The organism is Actinomycetospora succinea, from assembly GCF_004363095.1.
Lineage (GTDB): Bacteria > Actinomycetota > Actinomycetes > Mycobacteriales > Pseudonocardiaceae > Actinomycetospora > Actinomycetospora succinea.
The window spans coordinates 121,345-145,722 of sequence record NZ_SNYO01000003.1; the positions used below are offsets into that span (position 1 = coordinate 121,345).

24 protein-coding genes and 2 tRNA genes are annotated in these 24,378 nt (G+C 75.3%); 15 read left to right on the forward strand and 11 right to left on the reverse strand.

Annotation, left to right across the window (positions count from 1 at the left end; genetic code table 11):
• The first annotated feature begins 74 nt into the window (after positions 1–74).
• Positions 75–159, forward strand: a tRNA-Ser gene (locus EV188_RS11825).
• A gap of 59 nt (positions 160–218) precedes the next feature.
• Here the strand turns inward: EV188_RS11825 and EV188_RS11830 are convergent.
• Positions 219–1,043, reverse strand: coding sequence for a hypothetical protein (locus EV188_RS11830; RefSeq protein ID WP_133826485.1), 825 nt, complete (start codon positions 1,041–1,043; stop codon positions 219–221).
• A 271-nt stretch (positions 1,044–1,314) separates the two neighbouring features.
• Between EV188_RS11830 and EV188_RS11835 the strand changes: the two genes are divergently transcribed.
• From EV188_RS11835 to EV188_RS11845, 3 genes are read left to right on the forward strand one after another with little or no spacing between them, the layout of a single operon-like run.
• Entirely contained in the window at positions 1,315–2,127 is an 813-nt protein-coding gene (locus EV188_RS11835) for an LmeA family phospholipid-binding protein (protein ID WP_166659847.1), read from the forward strand.
• A 26-nt stretch (positions 2,128–2,153) separates the two neighbouring features.
• Positions 2,154–3,167, forward strand: coding sequence for a Gfo/Idh/MocA family protein (locus EV188_RS11840; protein ID WP_133826487.1), 1,014 nt, complete (start codon positions 2,154–2,156; stop codon positions 3,165–3,167).
• Positions 3,168–3,205: 38 nt separating this feature from the next.
• Positions 3,206–4,312 carry an ROK family transcriptional regulator gene (locus EV188_RS11845; RefSeq protein WP_133826488.1) on the forward strand — a complete coding sequence of 369 codons (1,107 nt, stop codon included), beginning with the start codon at positions 3,206–3,208 and terminating at the stop codon, positions 4,310–4,312.
• Here the strand turns inward: EV188_RS11845 and EV188_RS11850 are convergent.
• Complete coding sequence (locus EV188_RS11850; RefSeq protein WP_208114155.1) at positions 4,301–5,227, reverse strand: TIGR03619 family F420-dependent LLM class oxidoreductase; 927 nt, start codon at positions 5,225–5,227, stop codon at positions 4,301–4,303. The two genes, EV188_RS11845 and EV188_RS11850, sit on opposite strands and share 12 nt — an antisense overlap.
• Positions 5,197–6,480 (reverse strand): Gfo/Idh/MocA family protein, encoded by a 1,284-nt coding sequence (locus EV188_RS11855; RefSeq protein ID WP_133826489.1) that lies wholly within the window; start codon positions 6,478–6,480, stop codon positions 5,197–5,199. Before EV188_RS11855 ends, EV188_RS11850 begins: the two co-directional genes overlap by 31 nt.
• Positions 6,481–6,802: 322 nt before the next feature.
• Here EV188_RS11855 and EV188_RS11860 point away from each other — a divergent pair, with 322 nt between their 5' ends.
• Genes EV188_RS11860 through EV188_RS11880 form a run of 5 tightly spaced genes read left to right on the forward strand, consistent with a single transcriptional unit; the run spans position 6,803 to position 11,235 of the window.
• The gene (locus tag EV188_RS11860; protein ID WP_243741641.1) at positions 6,803–9,232 is read left to right on the forward strand and encodes a molybdopterin cofactor-binding domain-containing protein; all 2,430 of its coding nucleotides are present in this window, start codon (positions 6,803–6,805) and stop codon (positions 9,230–9,232) included.
• Positions 9,233–9,242: 10 nt separating this feature from the next.
• Positions 9,243–9,719, forward strand: a complete 477-nt coding sequence (locus tag EV188_RS11865) for a (2Fe-2S)-binding protein (RefSeq protein WP_133826491.1) — start codon at positions 9,243–9,245, stop codon at positions 9,717–9,719.
• A 49-nt stretch (positions 9,720–9,768) separates the two neighbouring features.
• Positions 9,769–10,020, forward strand: a complete 252-nt coding sequence (gene tatA / locus EV188_RS11870; RefSeq protein WP_133826492.1) for a Sec-independent protein translocase subunit TatA — start codon at positions 9,769–9,771, stop codon at positions 10,018–10,020.
• Between the two features lie 3 nt (positions 10,021–10,023).
• Complete coding sequence (tatC, locus tag EV188_RS11875) at positions 10,024–10,935, forward strand: twin-arginine translocase subunit TatC (protein WP_279536723.1); 912 nt, start codon at positions 10,024–10,026, stop codon at positions 10,933–10,935.
• An 18-nt stretch (positions 10,936–10,953) separates the two neighbouring features.
• Positions 10,954–11,235: a twin-arginine translocase TatA/TatE family subunit gene (locus EV188_RS11880; protein WP_133826493.1), complete on the forward strand. Its 282-nt coding sequence runs from the start codon at positions 10,954–10,956 to the stop codon at positions 11,233–11,235.
• A gap of 2 nt (positions 11,236–11,237) precedes the next feature.
• Here the strand turns inward: EV188_RS11880 and EV188_RS11885 are convergent, their stop codons facing one another.
• Positions 11,238–12,017: a hypothetical protein gene (locus EV188_RS11885; protein WP_133826494.1), complete on the reverse strand. Its 780-nt coding sequence runs from the start codon at positions 12,015–12,017 to the stop codon at positions 11,238–11,240.
• 231 nt (positions 12,018–12,248) lie between these two features.
• Between EV188_RS11885 and EV188_RS31540 the strand changes: the two genes are divergently transcribed.
• Positions 12,249–12,533, forward strand: coding sequence for a hypothetical protein (locus tag EV188_RS31540; protein ID WP_166659848.1), 285 nt, complete (start codon positions 12,249–12,251; stop codon positions 12,531–12,533).
• 89 nt (positions 12,534–12,622) lie between these two features.
• On the opposite strand, the gene EV188_RS11895 is transcribed toward EV188_RS31540, so the two are convergent.
• The 4 genes from EV188_RS11895 to EV188_RS11910 all read right to left on the reverse strand — a co-directional run bounded on the left by EV188_RS11895 (position 12,623) and on the right by EV188_RS11910 (position 16,371).
• Entirely contained in the window at positions 12,623–14,386 is a 1,764-nt protein-coding gene (locus EV188_RS11895) for an ATP-dependent DNA ligase (RefSeq protein ID WP_133826495.1), read from the reverse strand.
• Positions 14,387–14,569: 183 nt separating this feature from the next.
• Entirely contained in the window at positions 14,570–15,388 is an 819-nt protein-coding gene (locus EV188_RS11900) for an anti-sigma factor domain-containing protein (protein WP_133826496.1), read from the reverse strand.
• Positions 15,385–16,044, reverse strand: coding sequence for an RNA polymerase sigma factor (locus EV188_RS11905; protein ID WP_243741642.1), 660 nt, complete (start codon positions 16,042–16,044; stop codon positions 15,385–15,387). The genes EV188_RS11900 and EV188_RS11905 overlap by 4 nt, the downstream gene beginning before the upstream one ends.
• Positions 16,045–16,116: 72 nt before the next feature.
• A complete protein-coding gene (locus EV188_RS11910; protein WP_133826498.1) occupies positions 16,117–16,371 on the reverse strand; it encodes a hypothetical protein in 255 nt (84 codons plus the stop codon).
• A 127-nt stretch (positions 16,372–16,498) separates the two neighbouring features.
• On the opposite strand from EV188_RS11910, the gene EV188_RS11915 reads away from it, so the two are divergent.
• Positions 16,499–17,569, forward strand: coding sequence for a LacI family DNA-binding transcriptional regulator (locus EV188_RS11915; protein ID WP_133826499.1), 1,071 nt, complete (start codon positions 16,499–16,501; stop codon positions 17,567–17,569).
• 104 nt (positions 17,570–17,673) lie between these two features.
• On the forward strand, positions 17,674–18,846 hold the full coding sequence (gene mftD, locus EV188_RS11920) for a pre-mycofactocin synthase MftD (protein ID WP_133826500.1): 1,173 nt from the start codon (positions 17,674–17,676) through the stop codon (positions 18,844–18,846).
• Positions 18,847–18,909: 63 nt separating this feature from the next.
• On the opposite strand, the gene EV188_RS11925 is transcribed toward mftD, so the two are convergent.
• The 3 genes from EV188_RS11925 to EV188_RS11935 form a co-directional block, all read right to left on the reverse strand.
• Positions 18,910–18,995, reverse strand: a tRNA-Ser gene (locus EV188_RS11925).
• Positions 18,996–19,005: 10 nt separating this feature from the next.
• Positions 19,006–19,476 (reverse strand): nucleoside deaminase, encoded by a 471-nt coding sequence (locus tag EV188_RS11930; RefSeq protein WP_279536744.1) that lies wholly within the window; start codon positions 19,474–19,476, stop codon positions 19,006–19,008.
• On the reverse strand, positions 19,466–20,005 hold the full coding sequence (locus EV188_RS11935) for a tRNA adenosine deaminase-associated protein (RefSeq protein WP_133826502.1): 540 nt from the start codon (positions 20,003–20,005) through the stop codon (positions 19,466–19,468). Before EV188_RS11935 ends, EV188_RS11930 begins: the two co-directional genes overlap by 11 nt.
• A 165-nt stretch (positions 20,006–20,170) precedes the next feature.
• Here EV188_RS11935 and EV188_RS11940 point away from each other — a divergent pair, with 165 nt between their 5' ends.
• From EV188_RS11940 to EV188_RS11950, 3 genes are all read left to right on the forward strand, one after another.
• Positions 20,171–21,424 carry a M20 metallopeptidase family protein gene (locus tag EV188_RS11940; RefSeq protein WP_133826503.1) on the forward strand — a complete coding sequence of 418 codons (1,254 nt, stop codon included), beginning with the start codon at positions 20,171–20,173 and terminating at the stop codon, positions 21,422–21,424.
• A 56-nt stretch (positions 21,425–21,480) separates the two neighbouring features.
• Positions 21,481–22,509, forward strand: coding sequence for a prephenate dehydrogenase (locus tag EV188_RS11945; RefSeq protein WP_133826504.1), 1,029 nt, complete (start codon positions 21,481–21,483; stop codon positions 22,507–22,509).
• Positions 22,510–22,610: 101 nt separating this feature from the next.
• Positions 22,611–24,377: an HNH endonuclease signature motif containing protein gene (locus EV188_RS11950; RefSeq protein WP_133826505.1), complete on the forward strand. Its 1,767-nt coding sequence runs from the start codon at positions 22,611–22,613 to the stop codon at positions 24,375–24,377.
• Position 24,378 lies beyond the last annotated feature (1 nt).

The following is a 24,378-nucleotide window of genomic DNA, read 5'->3' on the forward strand; positions in this document are numbered from 1 at the left end:
GCCCACTGTAACGGAGAGAGCGGGCGGGACCCGGCCCCCGGGTCGGCCCACCCGGGAGCTGTATCGTCTCCCGCGGAGGATTGGCCGAGCGGCCTAAGGCGCACGATTGGAAATCGTGTTGGGCTCACACCCTCACGGGTTCGAATCCCGTATCCTCCGCACCCGCTGAACTGCGGAAACGCCGGCCGGACCCTCGTGGCCCGGCCGGCGTCCGTGTCTCAGCCCGACGTCCCGCGGGTGCCCGACGTCGCGCGGCGCGTGGGCCGCGACGACCCGGAGCTCTTCTTCGTCCCGGAGGCCCGGCGCCGCGGCGCGCCGTTGGCGCCCGCCGAGCCGGTGGCTCGTTCGTCGGCGCCGTTCTCGGTGGCCGGCCCGGTCCTGGTCTCCGGGTCGCCGCCGGAACCGGCCTCCTCGCCGTCCTCGACCCCGCCGGCCGTGACGGTCTCGCCGGTGTCCCCGAGATCGGCCTCGACGTCGGCGACGGCGGTGAGCTCGGCCGGCTGCTCGGTGGTGTCGTCGGCGGTGTCCTCGGTGGCATCCGCGGTGGTGTCCTCGCCACCGTCCGTGTCGTCGAGGTCGTCGACGACCTCCGGCTCCTCGCCGTCGAGGACGTCGGCGATCTCCTCGTCCCCGACGTCGATGCCGTCGACCTCGCCGCCGCTCGGCTCGACGGCGCCCTCCACACCGGCGCCCTCCACACCGACGCCCTCCACACCGACGCCGATGCCGGACTCCTCGCGCCCGCCGGCGACGACCCCGGTGTCCACGACAGCGCCGCCCCCGTCGTCGGCGCTCTCGCGGGCCGGGGCCGCGTCGGTGACCCGCGGGGCGTCGTCATCTCGCGGGGCCTCCCGCCGCGCCTGCACCCTCGCGGACAGGCGCTCGGCACCGGAGGCGGCCTTCTCGCCGGCCCGCTCCCCCACGTCGAGCACCGGCGCGGCCGAGTGGATCAGGGCGACCGCGAGGCGGCGCTGCGAGTCCACCACCTCGCCGTAGATGCGGAACACGTCGTCGAACCAGTGCGCGACAGCGTCGGAGATCATCGGTGTGCCGGTACTCATGTCGGAGGCCATGGGCGCCCTCCCGTCCTCGTGCTGCTGCCGTCCGCGGGGTTCCAGACGGCCAGGAACGCCGCGTGGTGCCCGGCGGGTCCGCCCGACACGCCGGACGCGCGGGAATCGGTCCGGAGTCAGGCCGAACGGCGCAGCGGCCCCCACCGCCCGCCCCGGCGGTCGGGCGCCACCCGCCGGGTCGCGCGGGTCCCGGTCCGCCCCACACGCCGGGACAACGGACACCGATGACACCGTGTCCTCCGTGCGCGGATGCCTCATCACCCTGCTCGTGATCGTCGCCGTGGTCGTCGGCGTCGACTTCGGCGCGCGGTGGATCGCCGAGGACCGCGTCGGGGCCGCGCTGCAGGACGCCCTGTCGCTGCCGAACCAGCCGGACGTCGACGTTCGCGGCTTCCCCTTCATCACCCAGGCCCTGTCGGGGCAGTACGACGACGTCGGGCTCTCGGCGCCGGGCATCCAGTACGGCCAGCTGCGCGACATCACGCTGACCGCCGACCTGTCCGGGGTGTCGGTGCCGACGGCGAACCTGCTGAACGGGCAGGTCCGCGAGATCCCCGTCGACCAGGTCGTCGCCTCGGCCCGGGTGAACCCCACCGACCTCGCCCGCCTGCTCGACGTCGGCGACCTGACGATCGAGCCGCTCACCGCGGCCGACCTCGAGCAGCTGCGCGCCGACGCCGCGGCCGACGACTCGGGCGCGTCGGGCAGCGCCAGTGCCCTCGCCGACGTCGACCCCGCCAACGCGGTCCGCCTGACCTCGACGCGGACGATCGGCGGGCAGTCCGTGCAGGTCCAGGTCGTCGCGACGTTCCGGCTCTCCGGCGGGACGATCTCGCTGCAGGCGCGCGACATCCGCGCCGAGGGCGGGTCGGGCCAGGCCGGCCAGGTGGCCGCCGCCGCGCTGCGCCGCCAACTCTCGGGCTTCTCGACGAGCGTCGACCCCGGCCAGCTCCCGTTCGACATCACCGCGACCGAGCTGCGCGCGGAGAACGGCGAGCTGGTGGTGTCCGGGACCGCCCGGGACGTCGACCTGCTGGCCCGCCCGGGGTCGTAGACGGCCGCGCTGAGAAGGTGAGCCGCATGCCAGAGAACCGGCCCGACATCCGCTGGGGCATCGCCGGGCCCGGCCGCATCGCCGAGAAGGTCGCCGAGGACCTCGCCCTGGTCGAGGGTGCCGCCCTCGCCGCGGTCGGCTCGCGCTCGGAGGAGCGCGCCCGCGCCTTCGCCGAGACCCACGGCGCGCCCAACGCGCGGGCCCACGGCAGCTACCGGGCGCTCGTCGACGACCCCGAGGTCGACGTCGTCTACATCGCCACGCCGCACCCGCAGCACGCGGAGCTCGCGGTGGCCTGCCTCGAGGCCGGCAAGGGCGTGCTGGTGGAGAAGGCGTTCACCGCGACGCTCGCGGGCGCGTGGCGGGTCGTCGACACCGCGCGCACCGGCGGGGTGTTCGCGATGGAGGCGATGTGGACGCGCTTCCAGCCCGCCGTGGTCCGGATGCGCGAGCTCATCGCCGAGGGCGCGATCGGCGAGCCGCGCTCGGTGCAGGCCGACCTCGGCACGGTGCGCGACGTCGACCCCACCGACCGGCTCTTCGCCCCCGAGCTCGGTGGCGGCGCGCTGCTCGACCTCGGCGTCTACCCCGTGTCCTTCGCGCAGATGGTGCTGGGCACGCCGGACCGCGTCACGGCCGTCGCGTCCCGCGAGACCACCGGCGTCGACGCCGACGGGGCGATGCTGCTGGCGTTCCAGGACGGGCGCTACGCCACGCTGCAGACGTCGTTCCACAGCCCCTCGCCGGGCCAGGCGCGGGTGTTCGGGACGACGGGCTGGATCGACGTGCTGCCCCGCTTCCACCACCCGAGCACGATCGTCCTGCACCACGACACGAACGACCCCGGCGAGACCATCGAGCTGCCGGCGACGGGCGCGGGCTACTTCCACGAGCTGGTCGAGGTCACCGAGTGTCTGCGCGCCGGGCGCACCGAGAGCACCGTGATGCCCCTCGACGACACGCTCGCGGTCCAGGGCGTCCTCGCCGAGGCGGCCGACCAGCTCGGCCTCGTCTTCCGGGAGGACGACACGTCCGTGTGACGCGACCCCTACCCTGCACGCGAACGGCAGGAGGTGTCATGGCCGATCGTGAGCAGGAGACAGGGCGCAGCACGTCCCCCCACAGTGGCCTGCGTCGGGCGACCACGGAGCGGGCGATCCTCGACTGTCTCGCCGCCGAGGACGGCCCCCTGACCCGTGCCGAGCTGTCGCGGCGGACCGCCATCTCGCCGCCGGCCATCAGCGAGGCGGTGCGTCGTCTCGAGGCCGACCAGATCCTCGTCGCCGTCGGCCCGCGCTCCGGGGTGCCGGGGGCCGTCGCGACGCTCTACGACCTGGCCCCTGGGGCCGGCGTCGTCGTCGCCGTCGAGATCAACCGGCGCGTGGTGCGCACGGCCGTCGGCGACCTCGCCGGGCGCAGCCTCGAGCGCGCCGACCACGACCCGCCCGACGACGGCCGCGTCGCCCCGCGCCTGCACGAGGTCCTCGCCACGCTGTCCGAGCGCTGGCGCGCCGACGGCAGGCCGGTGCGGGCGGTCGCGGTGTCGATCGCCAACCCCGTCGACCCGGCGACGGGCCGGGTGGTCGAGCTGCACGAGTCCGCCTTCCCCGCAGGCGTGGTGGGCGTCGAGGACGTGCACGACGTCGACCCGTCGATGGTGGTGCTCGACAACGACGTGAACTTCGCGGCGCTCGCCGAGCGCGACCACGGCGCCGCGGTCGGCACCGCGACCTTCGCCTACCTCTACGTCGGCGAACGGCACAGCGTCGGCCTCGGGCTCGTGGTCGACGGGGTGCTGGTCCGCGGCGCTCGCGGGCTCGCCGGCGAGATCGGCTACCTCCCGCTCGGCGAGGGCTCCGGGCGCTTCCGGTTCGGCGACGCCGTCGCCGCGCAGGCGCTGACCACCGGCGGCACGGTCGACGACGCGACCCTGCAGCGCGCCGGCCGCACGCTGGGCGAGGCGGCCGTGGCGGTGTGCGCGTGCGTCGACCCGGCGCTGCTCGTCCTCGGCGGGCCGGTGGGCCTCATCCCCGGGCTGCGCCCGCACGTCGAGGCCACGGTGGCCGAGCTCGCGCCCCGCGAGGTGCCCGTCGTCGCCGGCGCGCTCGGGGAGACCGCGCCGCTGTGGGGCGCGCTGGCCGAGGCGCGGCGCCGGGCGTGGGAGAGCCTGGTCTCAGGACGCTAGCCAGCCCGCCGCGTCCTCGACGATTGCCCGCAGCGCGGCGTGGTCGTCGCGCGCCGCCGACGCCGCATCGCGGTGGGTGTCGAGCAGGACGTGGGTGGCGCCGAGCTCGCGCAGCGCGTCGAGGTCGGCGCGGATCTGGTCGGGCCGGCCCTCGCCGGTGAGGCGGTCGTCGTCGGGACGCAGCTCGGCGGTGGGATGCAGGACCACGCGCGGGGCGAGCGCGGGCACCGGGGCCCCGGCCTCCTCGGCGGCCGCGCGAAGACCCGGCAGCCCGACCGCCGCCAGCCACCCGGCGGGCGTCCGCAGCGGGTGCCACGCGTCCCCGAACCGGACGGCTCGCCGCCGCGCCGCCGCCCCGTTGCCGCCGACCCACAGCGGCGGGTGCGGCCGCCGGAGCGGCCGGGGACGGGTGTCGACGTCGGTGAACGCGACGTGCCGGCCGGCGAAGCTGACGACGTCGTCGGACCACAGCGCGAGGAGCGCGCGCAGGTACTCGTCGGTGATCTCGCCGCGCCGGCGCGGGTCGACGCCGACCGCGGCGAACTCCTCGTCCGCCCACCCGACCCCGACGCCGACGACGAGGCGGCCGTCGCTGAGCTGGTCGAGCCCGGCGAGGCTGCGCGCGGTCAGCAGCGGGTCGCGGTAGGGCACGACGAGCACGGTCGTGCCCAGCTCCACGCGGCGGGTGACCCCGGCGAGGTAGCCGAGCAGCGTCAGCGGTTCCCAGAACGGGCCGGGGTAGGCGGCGGTGACGTCCGGGGTGGCGGCGACGTGGTCGCCGACCATGAGGAAGTCGAACCCGGCGTCCTCGACCACCGCGGCCCAGGCCCGTAGCGAGTCCGCGGTCGCGGCCGGGCCGAAGTTGGGGACGGTGACGCCGACCTTCATCCGCAGGCCCCGACCGGGGCGTCCCACGCCATCCGCACCGTCTCCCCGGAGCGCCGCGCCTTCTCGGCGGCCCAGACGATGCGGTGGCTGGTCAGCGCCTCCTCGAGACCGGTCAGGTTGCCGGCGGGCTCGTCGTCGGCGACCGCGCGCAGGAAGCACCGGACGAGCTCCTCGTCGCCCTGGTGGTGCGGGGCGCGCCCGTCGCCGGTGGTGACGACGTCGACGGCTCGTCCGGGGTGGGCGCGGAAGTCGTGGAAGCGCAGGACGCCGCCGTTGGCCTCGACCGCGCCGTGGGTGCCGAACACCCGCGTCTGGCGCGGGGCCTGGTCGGAGAACGCGGTGACGGTGTGCGTCGCGGTGATGCCGCTGTCGAACTCGAACGCGACGACCTGGTGGTCGACGACGTCGTTGTCGCAGCCGTAGACGCAGCGGCCGTAGGGGCCGTCGCGCAGCGCCTCGTCGAGGGCCTCCGGGGTCGGCACGTCGGTGACGGCGCCGAGCAGCTGGTGCTCCCAGTCGGGGTCGCCGAGGCACGAGCGGTAGAGCCGTGGCGCGGAGTAGGGGCACGTCGGCTCGACGGCGCAGTCCAGGCAGCGGGCGGCCGCGCCCTCGGGACGGCGCTCGGGCCGGAAGTGGCTCAGCCGCCCGAACGACGCGAGACGGGCCGGGCGGTCGTCGATCAGGTGGGTGAGCAGGTCGATGTCGTGGCTGCACTTGGCGAGCAGCAACGACGACGCGAGGTCCTCCCGGCGCCACTCGCCGCGCACGTAGGAGTGGGCGAAGTGCCAGGCGCCGACCGGCTCGAGGTGCTGCACCGACACCAGGTCGCCGATCCGCCCCGCGCGCAGCGCAGCGACCAGCGCGCGGGTCGAGGGCGCGTAGGGCAGCGGGTGGGCGATCGTGAACTGCACGCCGGCGCGGCGCACCGCCGCGGCGACGCGCAGGGCCTCGGGCTCGTCGGGCGCGATCGGCTTCTCGCAGAGCAGGTGGACGCCGCGCTCCGCGAACGCGACGGCGGGGTCGGCGTGGTCGTGGTCCTGGGTCGCGATGACGACCACGTCGACGAGACCCGCCCCGCGCTCGGCGAGGTCGGTCCAGTGCGTGAACCGGGCGGCGGCGGGCACGTCGTGGGTGTCGGCCAGACGCTCGCGCCGTTCCCGGAGCGGCTCGGCGATCGCGGTGACGCGGCCGCCCGCCAGCGCCACGTTGCGGGCGTGCAGGCGGCCCCGGCCGCCCGCGCCGACGATCCCGACACGGACCGGACCTGACCCGAGACTCACCCGCGTTCCTCCCTGCCGCCCGTCCCCCCGGTTGGTCGCTCCGGCCCCCCATCCTGCCCCCTTCGGGGGACACGAGGCTGCCGGTGACCGCGGCCACCCGGCCGCTCGTCCGTGCGACCGACACCACGTTTAATGATCTTGATTGCTACCCGTTACGTTCTCGTGACCAACCTCGTTGGTCCTTCAAGCTCCCCACCACTACGGCGATCGGCCTCTTTCGCATTCGCCCGAAGGGACCTCCATGCCGGCCAAGCACCGCACTGCTCCCCGTCCACCGCGTCGTCCGGTCGCGAACAAGACGACGGCGGGTGCGCCTAGCGGCATGCAGCGCCGCCGCTTCCTCGGGTACCTCATCGCCGCCCCGACCCTCGCCGTCGGCGTGAAGCTCACCGCCGACGGCGTGCTCGAGGCGCAGGCCCTGCCGTCGCCGACCCCGGAGGTGTCGGAGGTCTACGACCTGTCCGACCTCCTGCTCGACTCCACCCGCCCCACGGCGAACCTCATCACGATCGTCGTGAACGAGGACGGCACCGTCTCGTTCAGCATCCCGCGTGCCGAGAGCGGCCAGGGCATCACGACGACGGCGGCGATGCTCATCGCCGAGGAGATGGGCATCGACGTCTCCGACGTCACCGTCACCCTGGCCGACGCGCGCCCGGAGCTGCTGTTCAACCAGCAGACGCAGGGCTCGGCCTCGGTCATCTCCATCTACACGCCGGTCCGGGTGGCGGCGGCGCTGGCCCGCGGGCAGCTGGTCGAGGCGGCCGCGACGATCCTCGGCGACGAGGCCGAGAACCTCCGCACCACCGGCGGGCGGGTCCTCTCCACCGCCGGCTCGAGCGTCCCGTTCGCCGAGCTGGCCGCCGCCGCGGCGAACTCGGTGACCCGCGAGGCGATCACCGAGCTCAAGCCGGTCGACGAGTTCGAGATCATCGGCAAGGGGCAGCGCCGCGACGACGTCCGCGCCGCGGTCACCGGCCAGAAGAAGTACACGATGGACCTCGACGTCCCCGAGGCCCTGCCGACCATGATCGCCCGGCCGCCGACGATCAAGGGGACCGTCGAGTCGGTGAACAACCTGGCCGAGGTCAAGGCGATGCCCGGCGTCACCGACGTCGTGGAGATCTCCACCGACGCCGAGCCGGGGCGCGGGACCACGTCCTCGGCGGTCGCGGTGCGGGCGCGGACCTTCGGCCAGTGCATCGACGCGGTGAACGCCCTGGACGTCACGTGGGGCGGCGGCAACGTCGACGACGAGTCGGACGCGACGATCCTGGCGCAGCTGCGTGCCGCGGACGCGCCGGCGAACCTGCCCTCGCCCGGCCCCCTGGACGAGGCCGGCGGGGTGCTCCCGCTCGTCACCGAACCCGCGACCGCCGCCCTCGACGGCGTGGGCGCGGTGGAGACGATCGACGAGGAGTTCGTCTTCTACTGGCGCAGCAACGCCGCGATGGAGCCGAACGTCGCCATCGCCGACGTCCGCGACGGGGAGGCGGAGATCTGGACCCCCAGCCAGATCCCGATCGTCACCCAGTCCCAGATCGCCCAGGTGCTCGGGATGACCCCGGGTCAGGTGACCGTCCACGTCCCCCGCGGCGGCGGCGCCTTCGGCCGCCGGCTCTTCAGCGACGTCGCGCTGGACGCGGCGCGGGTGTCCCAGGAGATCGGTAAGCCGGTGCGGCTCATGTGGCACCGCGCCGACGAGTGCCGGGCCGGCCGCGTCCACCCGATGTGCATCTCCCGGGTGCGGGCGTCCTTCAGCGGCACCGAGGTCGTCAGCTTCGAGCAGCGGCACACCAGCGTCGCCACCGACTACACCGAGTCCTTCGGCGACATGATCACGTCGCAGGCCGCGAAGCTGCCGTTCGCCAACGAGCTCACGCTCTCGCAGACGGTCTTCCTGCTCACCGCGAGCGTCCCCTACGACCTCGGCGCCGTCGCGCTCGGCTACAACGAGATCTTCGACTTCGACCGGTTCGCCACCGGCAGCGTCCGCAACCTCAACAACCAGGACTTCCGGCCCGCCCAGGAGCTCATGGTCGACCGCCTCGCGGCCCGGATGGGCGAGGACCCGCTGGAGTTCCGGCTGGACCGCGTCGAGGACGAGCGCGCGAAGGCGTGCCTGGAGACGGTGCGCGACGAGGGCGACTGGGGCCGCGACCTGCCCGAGGGCGTGGCCCAGGGCGTCGTCGTGCACAACGAGTACAAGGGCTCGGTCGCCGTGCTCGTCGAGGTCGACACGCGGGCCGCGACCGCCGAGCGCGAGATCCGCGGCGCCACCACCGGTCCGCGCGTCCGCAAGGTCACCGTGGCGGTCGACGTCGGCCTGCCCATCAACCCGCTCGGCCTCAAGGCGCAGATGGAGGGCGGGGTGATGACGGGCATCTCCCACGTCTTCACCGGCAGCCTGCACCTGCGCGACGGCAACTTCCTCGAGGGCAGCTGGGACGACTACCGCTACACCCGGCACTGGAACGCCCCGCCGGAGATCGACGTGATCGTCATGCCGCCGAGCGGCGACCGTCCCGGCGGGGCCGGCGAGCTCGCCGTGGGTGCGGCGACGGCCGCCGTGGCCTGCGCCTACGCCCGCGCGACGGGCGAGATGCCCACCAGCTTCCCGATCGGCCACACCAAGGACGTCCCGTTCAAGGTCAAGTCCTTCGTCCCGCCGCTGCCCCCGTCGCCCGTGGACGGCCTGACCGCGTACCCGACGCCGTCCGCCGCCGGCCCGGCGTTCAACCCCGCGAGCTAGGAGCTCCCCCGTGCCTCCCCACACGTTCAAGGTCAACGGCCGGCCGGTCACCGTCGAGGTCGAGGACGACGTGCGCCTGCTCTGGGTGCTGCGCGACCTGCTGAAGATCAACGGTCCGAAGTACGGCTGTGGCATCAACGTCTGCAAGGCCTGCACGAGCCACATCAACGGCCGCGCCTTCAACCCCTGCTCGGTGCCGGTGGGCCAGATCAAGCCCACGGACGAGATCACGACCATCGAGGGCCTGCCCGACACCGTCGGCGCCGACCTGCACCCGATGCAGGAGGCGTGGATCGACCGGGACGTGCCCCAGTGCGGCTACTGCCAGCCCGGCCAGATCATGGCCGCCGTCGACCTGGTCAAGAAGGTCAAGGCCGAGGGCGGATCGGTCACCGACGACGACATCGACGAGATCCGCAACATGTGCGCCTGCGGCACCTACGGCCGCATCCGCGAGGCCATCAAGCAGGGCGCCGCGAACATGTGAGCCGCCGCCCGCTCCCCCCTCCCCCGCACGCTCCCCGGAAGGAACCGTCATGACCGGAGCCCTGAGCCCGTCCCACTGGCTGATCATCCTCGTCGTCCTGCTGCTGCTGTTCGGCGCCAAGCGCCTGCCCGACGCCGCGCGCGGGATCGGGCGCTCGCTGCGCATCTTCAAGGCCGAGACCTCGGCGCTCGCCAACGACGACAAGGACGCCCCCAAGGAGGCCGCCAAGGAGCCGGCCGCCGTGGAGCCCGCGCCGGTCAACGGTGCGCCGGTGCGCACCACGAACGGCACGACGGTCTGACCCGTGCCCTCCACGACGCGCCGCTGGAGCGATCGGCTCCCGCGGTGGTGGCCCGGACGGCGCCGGGACCCCGAGGCGACGATGTCGGTCCTCGACCACCTCCTCGAGCTGCGCCGCCGCCTGGCCTGGGCGCTGCTCGCGATCGCCGTCGGCACGGTGCTGGGGTTCGTCTGGTACGAGAACTCGGTGCTCGGCGTACCGAGCCTCGGCTCGCTGCTGATCCAGCCGTACTGCTCGCTGCCCCCGTCGGCCCGGGCGGGCCTGAACGGCACCGACTGCCGGCTGCTGGCGACGGGTCCCTTCGACCAGTTCCTGCTGCGGGTCAAGGTCGCGGCGACGGCCGGCGTGGTCCTGTCCGCCCCGGGCTGGCTCGGCCAGCTGTGGGCGTTCGTGACGCCGGGGCTGCGGAGCCGGGAGCGGCGCGGCGCGGTCGCGTTCATCAGCACCGCGTCGGTGCTGTTCGCGGGCGGGGCCGTGCTGGCCTACCTGGTCGTCGCCCAGGCGCTGAGCTTCCTGCTCATGATCGGCAACTCGGTGCAGACCACGGCGCTGCGCGGCGACGAGTACTACTCGCTCGTCCTGTCGCTCATGGTCGTCTTCGGTGTCGGGTTCCTGACCCCGCTGGTCGTGGTCATGCTCAACCGGGTCGGCGTCGTCTCCTACCGCAAGCTCGCGAGCTGGCGGCGCGCCATGATCTTCGGCGCCTTCCTCTTCGCCGGGATCGCGACGCCGGGCGGTGATCCGATCTCCATGGGCGTGCTCGGCGCCGCGCTGTGCGTGCTGCTCGAGCTGGCCATCCAGGTCTGCCGCCTCCACGACCGCCGGCGCGCGCGCCGGGACCCCGGCTGGGAGGACCTCGACGACGACAGCGCGTCCCCGCTGCCCGACGCCGACCCCACCCCCGAGAGGAGCTGAGCCGTGTTCGGTCTGGGCATGGGTGAGCTCGTCCTGCTCGCCCTCGTCGGTTTCTTCGTCATCGGCCCCGAGCGCCTCCCCGGCGCGATCCGCTCGCTCGCGGGCGTCGTGAAGCAGCTCAAGGGGCACGCGGCGTCACTGCGCGAGCAGGTCGACACCGCCGCCGACCTCGCGGAGGTCCGCCGCCAGCTCGACGAGCTGCGCGAACCGCTGGCCGAGATCCGCTCGGCGGACCCGCGCCGGGCGGTGCGCGAGGCCTTCCGGGAGGTCCCGCCGGCGGCACCCCGCACGCGGGTCTGAGCTCACGGTCGGGGGCGCCAGAGCGCGCCCTCGATCGCCTCGGGGCGCTCCGGCGGTGCCGCGCGCAACGACCCCAGCTCGTCGAGGTGCTCGGCCATCGCGAGCGCCGAGAACGCCGCGTCGAAGGCGTCCTCGGTGGCCACGACGTCGTCGAGCAGCGCCGCGGGGATGCGCGGGTCGCTGCCCGCGGCCTCGCGGCGCGCCGCGGGCGAGCGCTTCACCACCGGCCCGGTGTGCACCCGCGGATAGATCTCCATCAGCGTCGCGGCGCCGGCGTCGTCGAACGGCCACACCGCGAGCCCGGCCGCGCGCAGGCGGGCGAGGTGCGGCATCCCGCGCAGCGAGCCCGTCCCGACCGCGCCGGCGCCGCCGACCTGGAACGTCGAGCTCGGCGCGAGCCCGTCGGCGCGCGCGGCCTCCTCGGTGACGCGGAACGGCGGGCGCGCCGGGTCGAGCGGCGGGCGCGGTGTCGCCCCGCGGCCCCAGAACGGTGGCCGGCACTCCCGCAGCCAGCGCTCCCCCTCGCGCCCGACGAGGTCCCAGAGCGCGGCGACGTCGGCGCACCCGTGCTCGCGCGCGAACCAGGCCGGCAGCGCGAACGAGAAGTCGAGGCCGGCGACGACGGGTCCCGACGCCGCGCGCTCGCGCAGCAGCGCGGCGACCCCGTCGCGGTCGAGCCCGGCGCGGACCTCCACGAGCCGACCGGGAACCGCGGACGCCATGCGGATGCGCCGACGGGCCGCTCGGGCATCGCCCGACCAGTCGACCGCGATGGCCTCCACGCGCTCCTCGCTCCCCTTCCGGCGCTCGCCGTTCACCCCGTCGCGCCGACCGTTCGACGTGCCGTGCCCACCGCTCGTCTCGCCCAACCGACCACCACGCTTTCCGGTGGCCCTTCGTCGCACCGATTGCCGCGTCCCGGGCGGCGGGGTTGAGTCCACGCGGGCCGTTCACCGCAGCTGCAGATGCGACGAACGGTCTCCTTGATTCGCCCCTTCGCGAGGAGACCACTCATGTTCCGTCGCACTGCCTCGATCGTCGCCCTCACCGGCGCCGGGCTGCTCGCCGCCGCCCCGTTCGCGCTCGCCGACCCCGTCGTCGTCGACGACGACGATCCCGGGGTCGTCGTCGACGACTCCGAGTCCGGGGTGAACCTGCTCAACGACCTCACCGTCCTGCCCGTCCAGGCCTGCGGCGTGGAGGCGGGCATCCCGATCCTGTCCGACGTCCTCTCGCCCTCGGACACGGCGGCACCCGACGCGACGTGCAGCGTGGTGCACGACGGCGACGACGACTGAGGACGGCTCCAGGGCCCACGGGCCCGCGGGTGGACCGGACGGCCCCGAGCCGTCCGGCCTGCCCGCGGTCGCGGGTCCGACCAGCGAGCTCAGCCCACCAGCACCCGGCTGGGCTCGGTCGCCGAGGCGGTGACCGCCGGGAGCCGCAGGCGCACCGCCGTGCCGACGCCGGGACGCGTGTCGACGTGGACGTCGCACTGCGAGCCGAACGTGGCGTGCAGGCGGCGGGACACCTCGGCGATGCCGCCGTGACGACGGTCGACCTGCGACGCGGTGCGCGTGGCCTCCGGCCCCATGCCGGCGCCGTCGTCGGACACCGTGATCACGCAGTCGGACCCCGAGCCGGACGCGAAGACGCTGACCGAGCCGCCGCCGGGCACCGGCTCGATGCCGTGGCGCACGGCGTTCTCCACCAGCGGCGCCACCACGAACGGCGGCACCAGCACCCCGCGCACCTCGGGCGCCACCGCGACCTCGGCGCGCAGCCGCTGCCCGAAGCGCGCCTGCTCGAGCAGGAGGTAGCGCTCGGCGTTGTGGAGCTCGTCGCCGACGGTGGTCAGCTCGCCGCCGGAGCGGAACGAGTAGCGCGTGAAGTCGGCGAACTCGGTGAGCAGCTCGCGCGCGCGGCCCGGGTCGGTGCGCACGTAGGACGCGATCGCCGTGAGCGTGTTGTGCACGAAGTGCGCCGAGAACCGCGAGCGCAGCGCCGACTCGACGTCCTCGCTGGACGGCACCGCGACGACGTCGGCGGGGGTCCGCGCGACGCGGCGGGCGGCGGGGACGTCGGCGACCTCGAGGTCGTCGAGCTCCAGGTCGGTGTCGACGACCGGCGCGGACAGGACCGGCGCGGCGACCGTCGCGGGGTGGGCCGAGCGCAGGCCCTGCCAGGTCGGGCGCTCGAGCAGGCCGGTGGCGGTCCAGCGCCGGTGCTCGACCTGCCCGACGAGGCGCGGCGCCAGCCAGTGCACCGGGCCGCCGTCACTCTCGGGCAGCGGGGAGGAGAACGGGCTGACCGGGCGCTCGAGGGCCGCGAGGACCCCGTCGAGCTCGCGCCGCGCAGCCGCCGTGACGCCGGTGACGACCCGCCCCGAGTAGCTCAGGCCCGCCTCGCCGGGGACGCCGACGAGCAGCGCGCCGACCGTGCCGGGCCGGTCGCGCGCCGGGACCCAGCCGCCGACGACGACGTCCTGGGTGCGGCGCACGGGCGCCTCGATCCAGCTCCGCGAGCGCCGGCCGACCTGGTAGGTCGACTCCAGGCGTTTCGCCACCACCCCGTCGAGCCCGTAGCGCCGCGCCGTGTCGATGACGGCCTCGGCGGCGACGCCGGTGAAGAACGGCGGGATCACGACACGGCTCCCGGAGAGATCGAGTTCGGCGAGCAGTTCGCGGCGCTGACGGTAGGGCAGGCGGCGCGTCGAGGCGCCGGCCACCTCCAGCACGTCGAACACGTAGAAGGACACCGGCACCTGGGCCTGGAGGACCTCGGAGGGGTGCGCGACGCGGTGGCGGCGGCGCAGCTTGCCCGCGCTCGGCCGCCCGACCCCGTCGAGGGCGACGACGACCCCGTCGAGCACCAGCCCCTCGGTGCTCGTCCACGGGGCCGACACGCCCAGCTCCGGGAAGTGGGACGTCACGTCGCGGCCCGCCTCGGTGACGAGGCTCAGCCCGTCCGCGCCGGTGCGGGCGAGGCAGCGCAGCCCGTCCCACACGAACTCGAACGCCCAGCCCGCGCCGCGCGGGATGTCGCCCGCGCTCGCGACCATGGGCCGGCCGGGCGAGGCCTCACCGGCGGTGGTGCCGACGGCGGTGTCGACGGTGGGGCCGGAGAGCCCGAGGGTCGCCACGTCCGTCATCGGCGCCTCCTCCCCGACACGTCGCGCCGCGTGCCGACGAGGTGATCGCCGGCACGGTCCACGGTAGACGCGCGGCCCGACGCTGACACCGAAGTCGCCGACGCGGCACGCGCGGACTGCGACCGGGGACCACCGAGCAGCGACGAACGGTGGAACGACGGGTGGCGTGCGGGTGAGGCGCCGTCAGCTCGCCACCAGGCCGATCGCGACGACCGTCGACGGCCGGGCGGGCACGGGGCCGGTGGGCTCGATCGACACGGCCCAGCCGCGCGGTCCGGGCCGGTCCGGCGTCGCGGGCCCCTCCGGTGCGGCGAGCGGGCGTGTCATCCCGTCGTCCGGGTCCATGACGGCCACCGCCTCGGGCGCGTTGCCGGGCATGCCGGTCGCCCAGACCACGTAGTCCCGCGCGTTGCCCGTGGCCGGGAGGTCCAGCGCGACGAGGCGGACCGGCGCGGTCGCGTCGCCCGGGTCGACGAGGACCGCGGCCGGGGTGCCGGTCTCGGAGCGCAGCACGGTGGTCCGCGCGGCCGGGTCGCGGGAGTGGGCGTCGTCGACGACCCGGTCGGCCCGCGCAGACAGCGCGGTCACCGGGTCGTCCGCGGGCGTCGACTGCGTCGGCAGGACGCCCTGGGCGACGATCAGGCCGACGCCCAGCACGACGGCCGCGACCAGCCCGCCCACCGCGGTGAGGAGCCGCCGGCGGGGACGGGGCGCGGGCACCTCGACCGACGGGGCCTCCGGGGCCGGGTCCGGGGCGGGCGGCCTCACCACCGTCCCCGGCTCGGCCCGCGCGGCGTCGAGGATCCGCTGCCGGAGCCCGGCGGGCGGCTCGACGGGCGGCACCGCCGCGCCCAGCGCGGCCACGACGTCGAGGGCCTCGTCGTGGGCCCGCCGGCAGGACTCGCAGTGCGGCAGGTGGGCCTCGAGGACGCGGTCCTCGTCCGGCTCGAGGGCGGAGAAGGCGTGGCCGACGGCGTCGTCACGCAGGTCGCACGTGGTCACGCGAAGTCCCCGAGGGCGTCCGCGGCCGAGGTCCCCAGCGCCGGCCCGAGCAGCACCCGCAGGCGCGCCACACCGGCGAACATCCGGGACTTGACGGTGCCGATGGGCACGCCGGTCAGGCTCGCGACCTCCCGCTGCGAGTAGCCGCCGTAGTAGGCGAGCCCGAGGGCCGTGCGCTGCTCGGTCGGCAGCCGGTGCAGCGCGGCGCGCACCTGCTCGCCGATCACCGCACCCAGCGCCTGGCGGGCCGCCGACGGGCCCGCCGCCGGCACGCCCTCGTCGGGCTCGCCGGTGGTCGGGTGGTGGCGACGCCGGGTGGCCTCGCGGCGCACGGCGTCGACGGCCTTGTGGTGCACGAGGGTCATGAGCCAGCTGGCGACGGTCCCGCGCCCGGGGTCGAAGCGGCCCGGGTCCCGCCACAGCGCGAGGAAGACCTCCTGGACGACGTCCTCCGCGAGCCCCTCGTCGCCGCAGATCCGGCGCGCCAGCGAGTACGCGGGCCGACCGTAGCGCTGGTAGAGCGCGTCGAGCGCCGCCTGCTCGCGCCCGCCGATCCGGGCGACCAGCGCGGCGTCGGCCGCGGCCGCCCCGCCGTCGGTGGCGGGGACCTCGTCGGTACGCACGGGCGTCAGGGGCGTCACCACCTCGACCACCACGGCCACCTCCTCGTCGGGTTCCTGGGCACCGTTCGCCCAGGGGTCGCCGACGGTTCGGCCGTTCGGAGGGAATCACCCGGGGCCGGCCGACCCCAGCTCCGCCCGGAGATCGTCCCGCGCCTGCTCCAGCGCCCACAGCCGCCGCCCGCGGGCCGGGACGCGGTCGTCGACCAGCAGGAACGCGATCTCGCCCTCCACCGCGGCGAGCCGCTCGCACGTGGCCGCCCGGGCGACCACCCGTTCCGCCTCCCGCGCGACCTCCCGGGCCGCCGCGCCGATCCCCAGCAGCCGCTGCGCCTGCGCGAACCAGTCTCGTCGGAGTGTCATGGCACCTACTAAACCGGTTCAAAGGACGGGCGCACAAGGGCTCGAGAGAAGTCGATCGACCTGGTCTTGAACCGGTTCACCAACCGGCCGTCTCCCCGGTCCCGTCGAGGTCCGGGAGAATCGCTGCGTGGAGACCGACGGGCGCCGGGGCGGGCGGGTCACGCTCGCGACCGTCGCCGACGCCCTCGGCGTCTCCCGGGCGACGGTCTCCAACGCCTACAACCACCCCGAGCGGCTCAGCGCCGCCCTGCGCGACCGGGTGCTGGGCACCGCGCGCGAGCTCGGCTACTCCGGGCCCCACCCCCTCGCCGCCACGCTCTCGCGGGGCCGGGTCAACGCGCTCGGCCTGGTCTACGACGACCCGATGTCGTTCGCGTTCAGCGACCCGGCCGCCGTGCTGTTCCTCCAGGGCGTCAGCGAGGTCTGCGAGCACGAGGACCTCGCGCTCGTGCTGATCAGCGGCGGCCCGGCGGGAGCGGTCGCGCGCGTGGCCCTCGTCGACGCCGTCATCTGCTACTGCGACGTCCCGATCGACGGCAAGCTCGCGGCGATCGTCGACCGCGGGCTCCCGTTCGTCGTCGTCGACGGACCGCGGCTCCCGAACGCCGGGCACGTCGGCATCGACGACCGCCGCGGCGCCGCGTCCGCCGCCCGCCACCTGCTCGACCTCGGCCACACCCGGCTCGGCGTGCTGGCGATGCCGCTGGTGGACGACGGGTGGGAGGGCACCGTCGACCAGGACCGCCAGGACCGCGCCCGCTACCGCGCCTCGCGCGAGCGGCTGATCGGCTACCGCGAGGCGGTCGAGGCCGCGGGCCACCGCTGGTCGGCGGTGCCGGTCGAGGAGCGCCTCCCCTACGGCCGCGACGCCGGCCGGCGCGAGGCCGCCGCGCTGCTGGCGAGGCGCCCCCGTCCCACGGCCCTGCTCGCGATGAGCGACGAGCTCGCCCTCGGCGCGCTGGCCGCGGCGGCCGACGCGGGGCTCTCGGTGCCCGGCGACCTGTCGATCGTCGGGTTCGACGACGTCCCGGCCGCCGCCGACGCGCACCCCGCGCTGACCACGGTGCGCCAGCCCCACCGGGAGAAGGGCCGCCGCGCCGCCGAGCTGCTGCTGCGCCCCCACGCGACCGCCGACGAGCACCGGCTACCGGTCGAGCTCGTGGTGCGGGCCTCGACCGGGCCCCCGCCCCGGCGGTGACGAACCCCTCCGAACGGGCAGCCCCCGGACCGTCCGCGCGGACACCGTGCCGGGGCCCACGCGCGGATAGTCTGCGATGAAGCACGTCACGCGGAAGGGTTTCCATGGCTGGTCAGTGGTTCGAGTCCGTCGCCGAGGCACAGCGGCGCGCCCGCAAGAACCTGCCGAAGTCGGTGTACGGCGCCTTGGTGGCCGGCAGCGAGGCGGGGGCGACGCTCGAGGACAACGTCAACGCCTTCCGCGAGCTGCAGTTCCTCCCGCACGTGTGCGACCTGCCGTTCGAGAAGGACCTGTCCACCACGGTGATGGGCCAGGACGTCTCGCTGCCGGTGATCATCTCGCCGACCGGCGTGCAGGCCGTGAACCCGGAGGGCGAGGTCGCCGTCGCCCGCGCCGCCAAGAACGCGGGCACCGCGATGGGCCTGTCGTCGTTCGCCAGCCGGGCGGTCGAGGACGTCGTCGAGGCCAACCCGACGACGTTCTTCCAGATGTACTGGGTGGGCGACCGCGAGACCCTCGCCGCCCGCGCCGAGCGCGCGAAGAAGGCCGGCGCCAAGGGCCTCATCGTCACCCTCGACTGGTCGTTCTCCCACGGCCGCGACTGGGGCAGCCCGGCCATCCCGGAGAAGATGGACTGGAAGACGATCCTCAAGTACATCCCCGAGGGCGCCTCCCGCCCCAAGTGGGGGCTCCAGTTCCTGCGCTCGGGCAAGATCCCCGACCTGACCGTCCCGAACATCCCGACCCAGGGCGAGGACGCGCCGACGTTCTTCGGCGCCTACGGCCAGTGGATGTTCACCCCGCCCCCCACCTGGGCCGACGTCGCCTGGCTGCGTGAGCAGTGGGACGGCCCGTTCTGCGTCAAGGGCATCACGCGCATCGACGACGCCAAGCGCGCCGTCGACGCCGGCGCCACCGCGATCCAGGTGTCCAACCACGGCGGCAACAACCTCGACTCCACCCCGGCGCCGATCCGCGTGCTGCCCGGGATCGTCGACGCCGTCGGCCGCGACGTCGAGGTCATCCTCGACGGCGGCATCCGCCGGGGCAGCGACGTCGTCAAGGCCCTCGCGCTCGGCGCCCGCGCCGTCGCCATCGGCCGCGCGTACCTGTGGGGCCTCGCCGCCGCCGGCCAGCCGGGCGTCGAGAACGTGCTGGAGATCCTGCGCAGCGGCATCGGCTCGGGACTCATGGGCCTGGGCAAGAAGTCGGTCCACGACCTCGTCCCCGAGGACCTGATCATCCCGCCGAACTTCACGCGGCAGGCCGTGCACTAGCGGTCCCGACACGACGAGGGGCCCCTCCCGGTGATCGGGAGGGGCCCTTCGTCGTTCTCGGGGCGGTAGCGGTGGGATTCGAACCCACGGTGGGCAGAACCCACACGCGCTTTCGAGGCGCGCTCCTTTGGCCGCTCGGACACGCTACCGCCGACCAGGCTACGGGACGCTCTGCTCGCGATCTCGACCGGGCCAGAAATCGATCATCAGCGCCGCGCACTCCGCCTCGCGCACGCCGCCGACCACCTCGGGGCGGTGGTTGAGCCGCCGGTCGCGCACCACGTCCCACAGGGAACCGACGGCCCCGGTGCGCGGTTCCCAGGCACCGAAGACGACCTTGTCGACCCGCGCGAGGACGGCCGCGCCCGCGCACATCGTGCAGGGCTCCAGGGTGACGACGAGCGTGCAGCCGCCCAGGCGCCAGCCGTCGCCGTGGTGCGTCGCCGCCTCCCGGAGCGCCAGGATCTCGGCGTGGGCGGTGGGGTCGCCGGTGGCCTCGCGGGCGTTGGCGGCGGCGGCGAGCTCGCGGCCGTCGGCGTCGATGACCAGCGCCCCGACGGGCACGTCGTCACCCGAGGTCCGGGCGATCTCGAGCGCCCGACCCATCCACTGGTCGTGACTACGGAGCAGCGGTCTCCACGACCTTCGCCAGCTCGTCGGCGAACCCGCAGCGACGGGCGATCGCGGTGAGCTGCTCGTCCGGGTAGAGATCGATCTCCTCGACGAGGACCGCCAGCTCGTCCTCGGGCACGCCGAGGTCGGCGAGCATGCCGAGATCGCCCTCGGGCCACGGGTCGTCGTCGGCCTCGTCCTCGTCCGGGACCTCGAGGCGCAGCAGGTCGAGCACGTCGGCGGCGACGTCGTAGTCGAGCGCCGCGACCGCGTCGGAGAGCAGCAGGGCCACCCCGCCGGGCGTCGGGCGTACGAGGACGAAGAACTCGTCGTCGACGTCCAGGAGACCCAGCACCGCGCCGGTGGAGCGCAGGGCACGCAGGGCACTGATGGCGGAGTCGAGATCGGCCAGGCTGCCGCGGTCCATCGCGACCGCGCGCCAGCGTCCTTCCTCGCGCGTCACGGCCACCGCCCACCCGTCGAGGGGTGCGACGGTTCCCGCACCGCCGCGTGTCGCGGTGGAGCCTCCAGGGCCCTGGCCTGCCATACCTCTACGGTAGGGGCGGGTGTGTCTGCGTGGAAGTCCGGCGAGGTCACGGGCGCCGGACGGTCGTCGTCGCACTGCCTCCGGGCGTCCGGGGGACCGCGCAGGGGTGAACGGACCACATCGCGCACGCCGCGAGCACACGACAGGGGTGCCAGGATCGGACGGGTGAGTGCTCCGGAGCGGCGAGCGGGTGGTCGTCGCGCGGCCCACAGGGCTCCCGAACGGGCGCTGCTGGCCGAGGCACGGTCCCTGCAACCGCGCACGCTCGCGCTGCGCCGCGTCCTGCACCGCAACCCCGAGATCGGACTGACCCTGCCGGTCACCCAGGCGGCGGTCCTCTCCGCGCTGCGCGAGCTCCCGCTCGAGATCGACACGGGCCGCGACTGCAGCTCCGTCACCGCGGTGCTGCGGGGCGCGCAGCCGGGGCCGACGGTGCTCGTGCGCGCCGACATGGACGCGCTGCCGATGGAGGAGAATTCCGGGCTGCCGTTCGCCTCCGAGGTCGAGGGCGCCATGCACGCGTGCGGGCACGACCTGCACACCGCGATGCTGGCCTCGGCCGCCCGGCTGCTCACGGGTCGGCGCGAACGCCTCGCGGGCACCGCGGTGTTCATGTTCCAGCCCGGCGAGGAGAGCGCCCACGGCGCCCGCACGATGATCGACGAGGGCCTGCTCTCCGCCGACGGGCCGGGCGGCGTCCCCGAGTCGGCGATGGCGCTGCACGTCACCTCGCGCCTCGGCGCCGGCACGCTGCAGACCAGGCCGGACTCGATCATGGCGTCGTCCGACGACCTGCACGTCCGCGTCACCGGGCGCGGGGGCCACGCCTCCGCCCCGCACGACGCGCTCGACCCCGTCCCGGCGGCGGCCGCGATGGTCGGCGCGCTGCACACGATGATCACCCGGCGGATCAGCGCGTTCGACCCCGCCGTGCTCACCGTGTCCCACATCAGCGCCGGCACCACCACCAACGTCATCCCCGAGACCGCCCTGCTCGAGGGCACGGTGCGGACACTCTCCGAGGAGACCCGCGGCCGCGTGCTCGAGGAGATCGGGCAGGTGTGCACGGGCGTCGCGGCGGCCTACGGGTGCACGTGCGAGGTGGACATCGAGGCCGGCTACCCGGTCACCGTCAACGACCCCGACGTCGCCGAGCGCGTCGCCGACGTGGGCCGCTCGGTGCTGGGCTCGCGCTTCGTCGAGCCGATGCCCGACCCGATCATGGGCTCGGAGGACTTCTCCTACGTCCTCGGGCGCGTGCCCGGCGCGCTGGCGTTCCTCGGCGCGTGCCCGTCGGACGTCGACCCCGCCGAGGCGCCGCCCAACCACTCGAACCGCGTGGTGTTCGACGAGGACTCGATGGTCGCCGGGGTCGCCCTGTACTCGGGGTACGTCATGGACGCCCTCCGGCCGGGCTGAGACCCCTGTTCGGGCGCATCGTCCTCACTCTCCCGGGTCGCCCTACCCTCGCCGACGTGGAATCCGCAGGTGCCACCCTCGCCGCCGCCCAGCAGCGCCCGGTGTGCGTCATCGGGCTCGGCCTCATCGGCGGCTCGCTGCTGCGCGCCGCCACCGACGCCGGGCGTCACGCCTGGGGCGCGTCCGCCTCGACGACGACCGCCGAGAAGGCCGCCGCCGACGGCTACGACATCGCCGGCTCGGTCGACGAGGCGCTCGCCCGCGCCGCCGCGCAGGACGCCCTCGTCGTGCTGGCCGTGCCGCTGACCGCACTCGACGACGTGCTCGCCGCCGTGGCCCGCGAGGCCCCGGGCTGCCGGCTCACCGACGTCACCAGCGTCAAGCTCCCCGTCGCCGAGTCGGTGGCCCGCCTGGCGCCCGCGACCCGGTTCGTCGGCGGCCACCCGATGACCGGGACCGAGTTCTCCGGCTGGGACGCGGGCTCGCTGCAGCTGTTCCACGAGAAGGTGTGGGTCGTCGCCACCGAGGACGACGCCGACCTCGAGGTCTGGGTCGACGTCGCCGCCCTCGCGCTGGCGTGCGGCGCGGTCGTCGTCCCGGCCGCCGCCGACGAGCACGACCTCGCCGTCGCCCGCATCTCCCACCTGCCGCACCTGTTCGCCGCGGTGCTCGCCGCGGTCGGCGCCGACGGGGGCGAGCTCGCCCTCGCGCTGGCCGCCGGGTCCTTCACCGACGGCACCCGGGTCGCCGCCACCCGCCCCGAGCTCACCGCCGCGATGACCGAGGGCAACCGCTCGGCCCTGCTGTCGTCGCTCGACGACGCGCTGGGCCGCCTCGGCGCCGCCCGCGGGTCGCTGGCCTCGACCGGCGGGCTGCTGGCGACCCTCACCGCCGGCCACGAGGCCCGGACCACCCTCGACGGGGCGCGCACCGCCCGCCGCGAGGTCCGGATCGACCTCGAGGGCACGGAGGGCGAGTTCCTGGAGTCGATGCGCGAGCTCGGCCGCACCGGCGGGCGCGTGATCGGCTGGACCTCGGAGGCCCTCGACGCCGCCGACGAGGCGGGCGAGGCGCTCGTCGACTGAGGCGCCGCCGTGCTGCTCAGCGGACTCCTCGCGCGGGGAAGCTGAGGCGGTCTCAGCGAATCCGCTCCGCGCTGTCGGTGCGGTGTGCTCTACTCGAACACATGTTCGAAGGATTCGTGGCCGAGAGCGCGCTGGCCGGCGCCGTCCCAGGTCCGGAGCTGGCCGAGCACCTGGTCGCGGCCGAGCTCCTGGCCCCGTCTCCCGACCCGGCCGACCACTCGGCGGCCGGCGAGGCGACGTGGCAGGCGGCCAACGGCGAGGGCCTCGACCGGGTCGCAGGGTGGGCGCGGATGACGGCGTGGGCCCAGGCGCAGGAGATGCTGACGGTCGAGGCCCTGGTCTCCCGGGCGGTCGAGCGCGCCGAGCGGCGCCCGCGTGGCACGCCGCTCGACGAACACGTCGGCAGCGTGAGCGCCGAGGTCGAGTCGGTGGTCGCCGAGCTGGCGCTCACCTGGCAGGTCGCCCAGCGCACCGCCACCCGCCGGGTCGACGAGGCCGTCAGCCTGGTGAGCGGGCTGCCGCTGCTCGTCGAGGCGATGCTCGACGGGCGGCTCGGGCTCGCCCACGTCCGCGCGGTCGGCGCGGTCCTGCTCGACCTCGACCCCGCGCTGCGCGAGCGCATCTGCCGCGACCTGCTCGAGGGCACCGCCGCCGGCGAGCAGATCGCCCGCACCCCCGCGCAGCTCGCCGGCACCGCCCGCCGCGCCGCCGTCCGCCTCGACCCCGGCAGCGCCCGCCGCCGCGAACGTGCCGCGGCCCGCGAGCGCGGGGTGCACCTGAGCGCCGAGGACCACGGCATGGCCACCGTGACCGCCTACCTGCCCGCCGCCGAGGCCCTGCTGCTCTACCGCACGATCGACGCGCACTCCCGGCGCGTCGCCCCCGAGGACCCGGCCGACGACGGCGAACGCTCCCCCGACGCCCGGCGCGCCGACGCCCTGGGTGACCTCGTCGCCCTCGGCGCGCTCGCGGCGGCCGGGGTGGTGCCGGACATGGAACCGGAGCCGCCCGCCGAGCCCGGCACGTGCACGTGCCCACCCCCGGGCAGGCGGACGACGAACGGCTCCTCGCCGGACGAGGGCGCGCCGGTGCCGACGCCGCGCAGCCCCGAGGACGACGACGTCCCCGCCGCGACCCCGCCGCCCACCCCACCGGCAAGCCCGAAGACCGCACCCCGCCTCGCGCCCCTCCGGCTGCCGCGCAACGTCCAGGTGCGCGTCGTGATCCCCGCGGACACGCTCCTCGGGCTCGACGACCGTCCCGCAGAGCTCATCGGCTACGGCCCGATCACCGCCGACGCCGCGCGGGCCCTCGCCGCCGAGGCCGACGCGACGTGGCGCAGGGTCCTCACCGACCCCGTCTCCGGCGCCGTCCTCGACGTCGGGCACCGCCGCTACCGACCACCCGCGGCGATGGCCGAGCACGTCCGCAACCGCGACCTCACCTGCACCTTCCCGGGCTGCCGCGTGCCCGCGCAGGCGTGCGACCTCGACCACGTCGTGCCCTTCGACCCCCTCGACCCCGCCGGACGCACGGCCGCCGACAACCTCGATCCCGACTGCCGGCACCACCACCGGATCAAGCACCTGCCGGGCTGGGCCGTCGCGCGCGGTCCCGACGGGTCGACGGTCTGGACCACGCCCTCGGGCCGCCGCTACCGCACGATCCGCCCCGTCCTGCTCCCGATCACGACCGAGCCGCCGACACCGACGCCGACAGCTGATCGAGAACCCGACTCCCGACCCGACCTCTCGGCGATGATCGGGCCCGGACCCGTCCCCGACCCCACGGCCCTCGACCTGAGGCCCTCGCGGCGCCTGCGCGACGACGGGCTCGGCGCCCTGGTGGACCATGACCAGCCGGCCTGAC

Coding starts and splice junctions, on each gene's coding strand:
- EV188_RS11830 (WP_133826485.1), bottom strand. CDS start 1,043: ATGATCTCCGACGCTGTCGCGCACTGGTTCGACGACGTGTTCCGCATC.
- EV188_RS11880 (WP_133826493.1), top strand. CDS start 10,954: ATGGGTGAGCTCGTCCTGCTCGCCCTCGTCGGTTTCTTCGTCATCGGC.
- EV188_RS11895 (WP_133826495.1), bottom strand. CDS start 14,386: ATGACGGACGTGGCGACCCTCGGGCTCTCCGGCCCCACCGTCGACACC.
- EV188_RS31540 (WP_166659848.1), top strand. CDS start 12,249: ATGTTCCGTCGCACTGCCTCGATCGTCGCCCTCACCGGCGCCGGGCTG.
- EV188_RS11935 (WP_133826502.1), bottom strand. CDS start 20,005: ATGGCAGGCCAGGGCCCTGGAGGCTCCACCGCGACACGCGGCGGTGCG.
- EV188_RS11910 (WP_133826498.1), bottom strand. CDS start 16,371: ATGACACTCCGACGAGACTGGTTCGCGCAGGCGCAGCGGCTGCTGGGG.
- EV188_RS11845 (WP_133826488.1), top strand. CDS start 3,206: ATGGCCGATCGTGAGCAGGAGACAGGGCGCAGCACGTCCCCCCACAGT.
- tatA (WP_133826492.1), top strand. CDS start 9,769: ATGACCGGAGCCCTGAGCCCGTCCCACTGGCTGATCATCCTCGTCGTC.
- EV188_RS11950 (WP_133826505.1), top strand. CDS start 22,611: ATGTTCGAAGGATTCGTGGCCGAGAGCGCGCTGGCCGGCGCCGTCCCA.
- EV188_RS11860 (WP_243741641.1), top strand. CDS start 6,803: ATGCAGCGCCGCCGCTTCCTCGGGTACCTCATCGCCGCCCCGACCCTC.
- mftD (WP_133826500.1), top strand. CDS start 17,674: ATGGCTGGTCAGTGGTTCGAGTCCGTCGCCGAGGCACAGCGGCGCGCC.
- EV188_RS11840 (WP_133826487.1), top strand. CDS start 2,154: ATGCCAGAGAACCGGCCCGACATCCGCTGGGGCATCGCCGGGCCCGGC.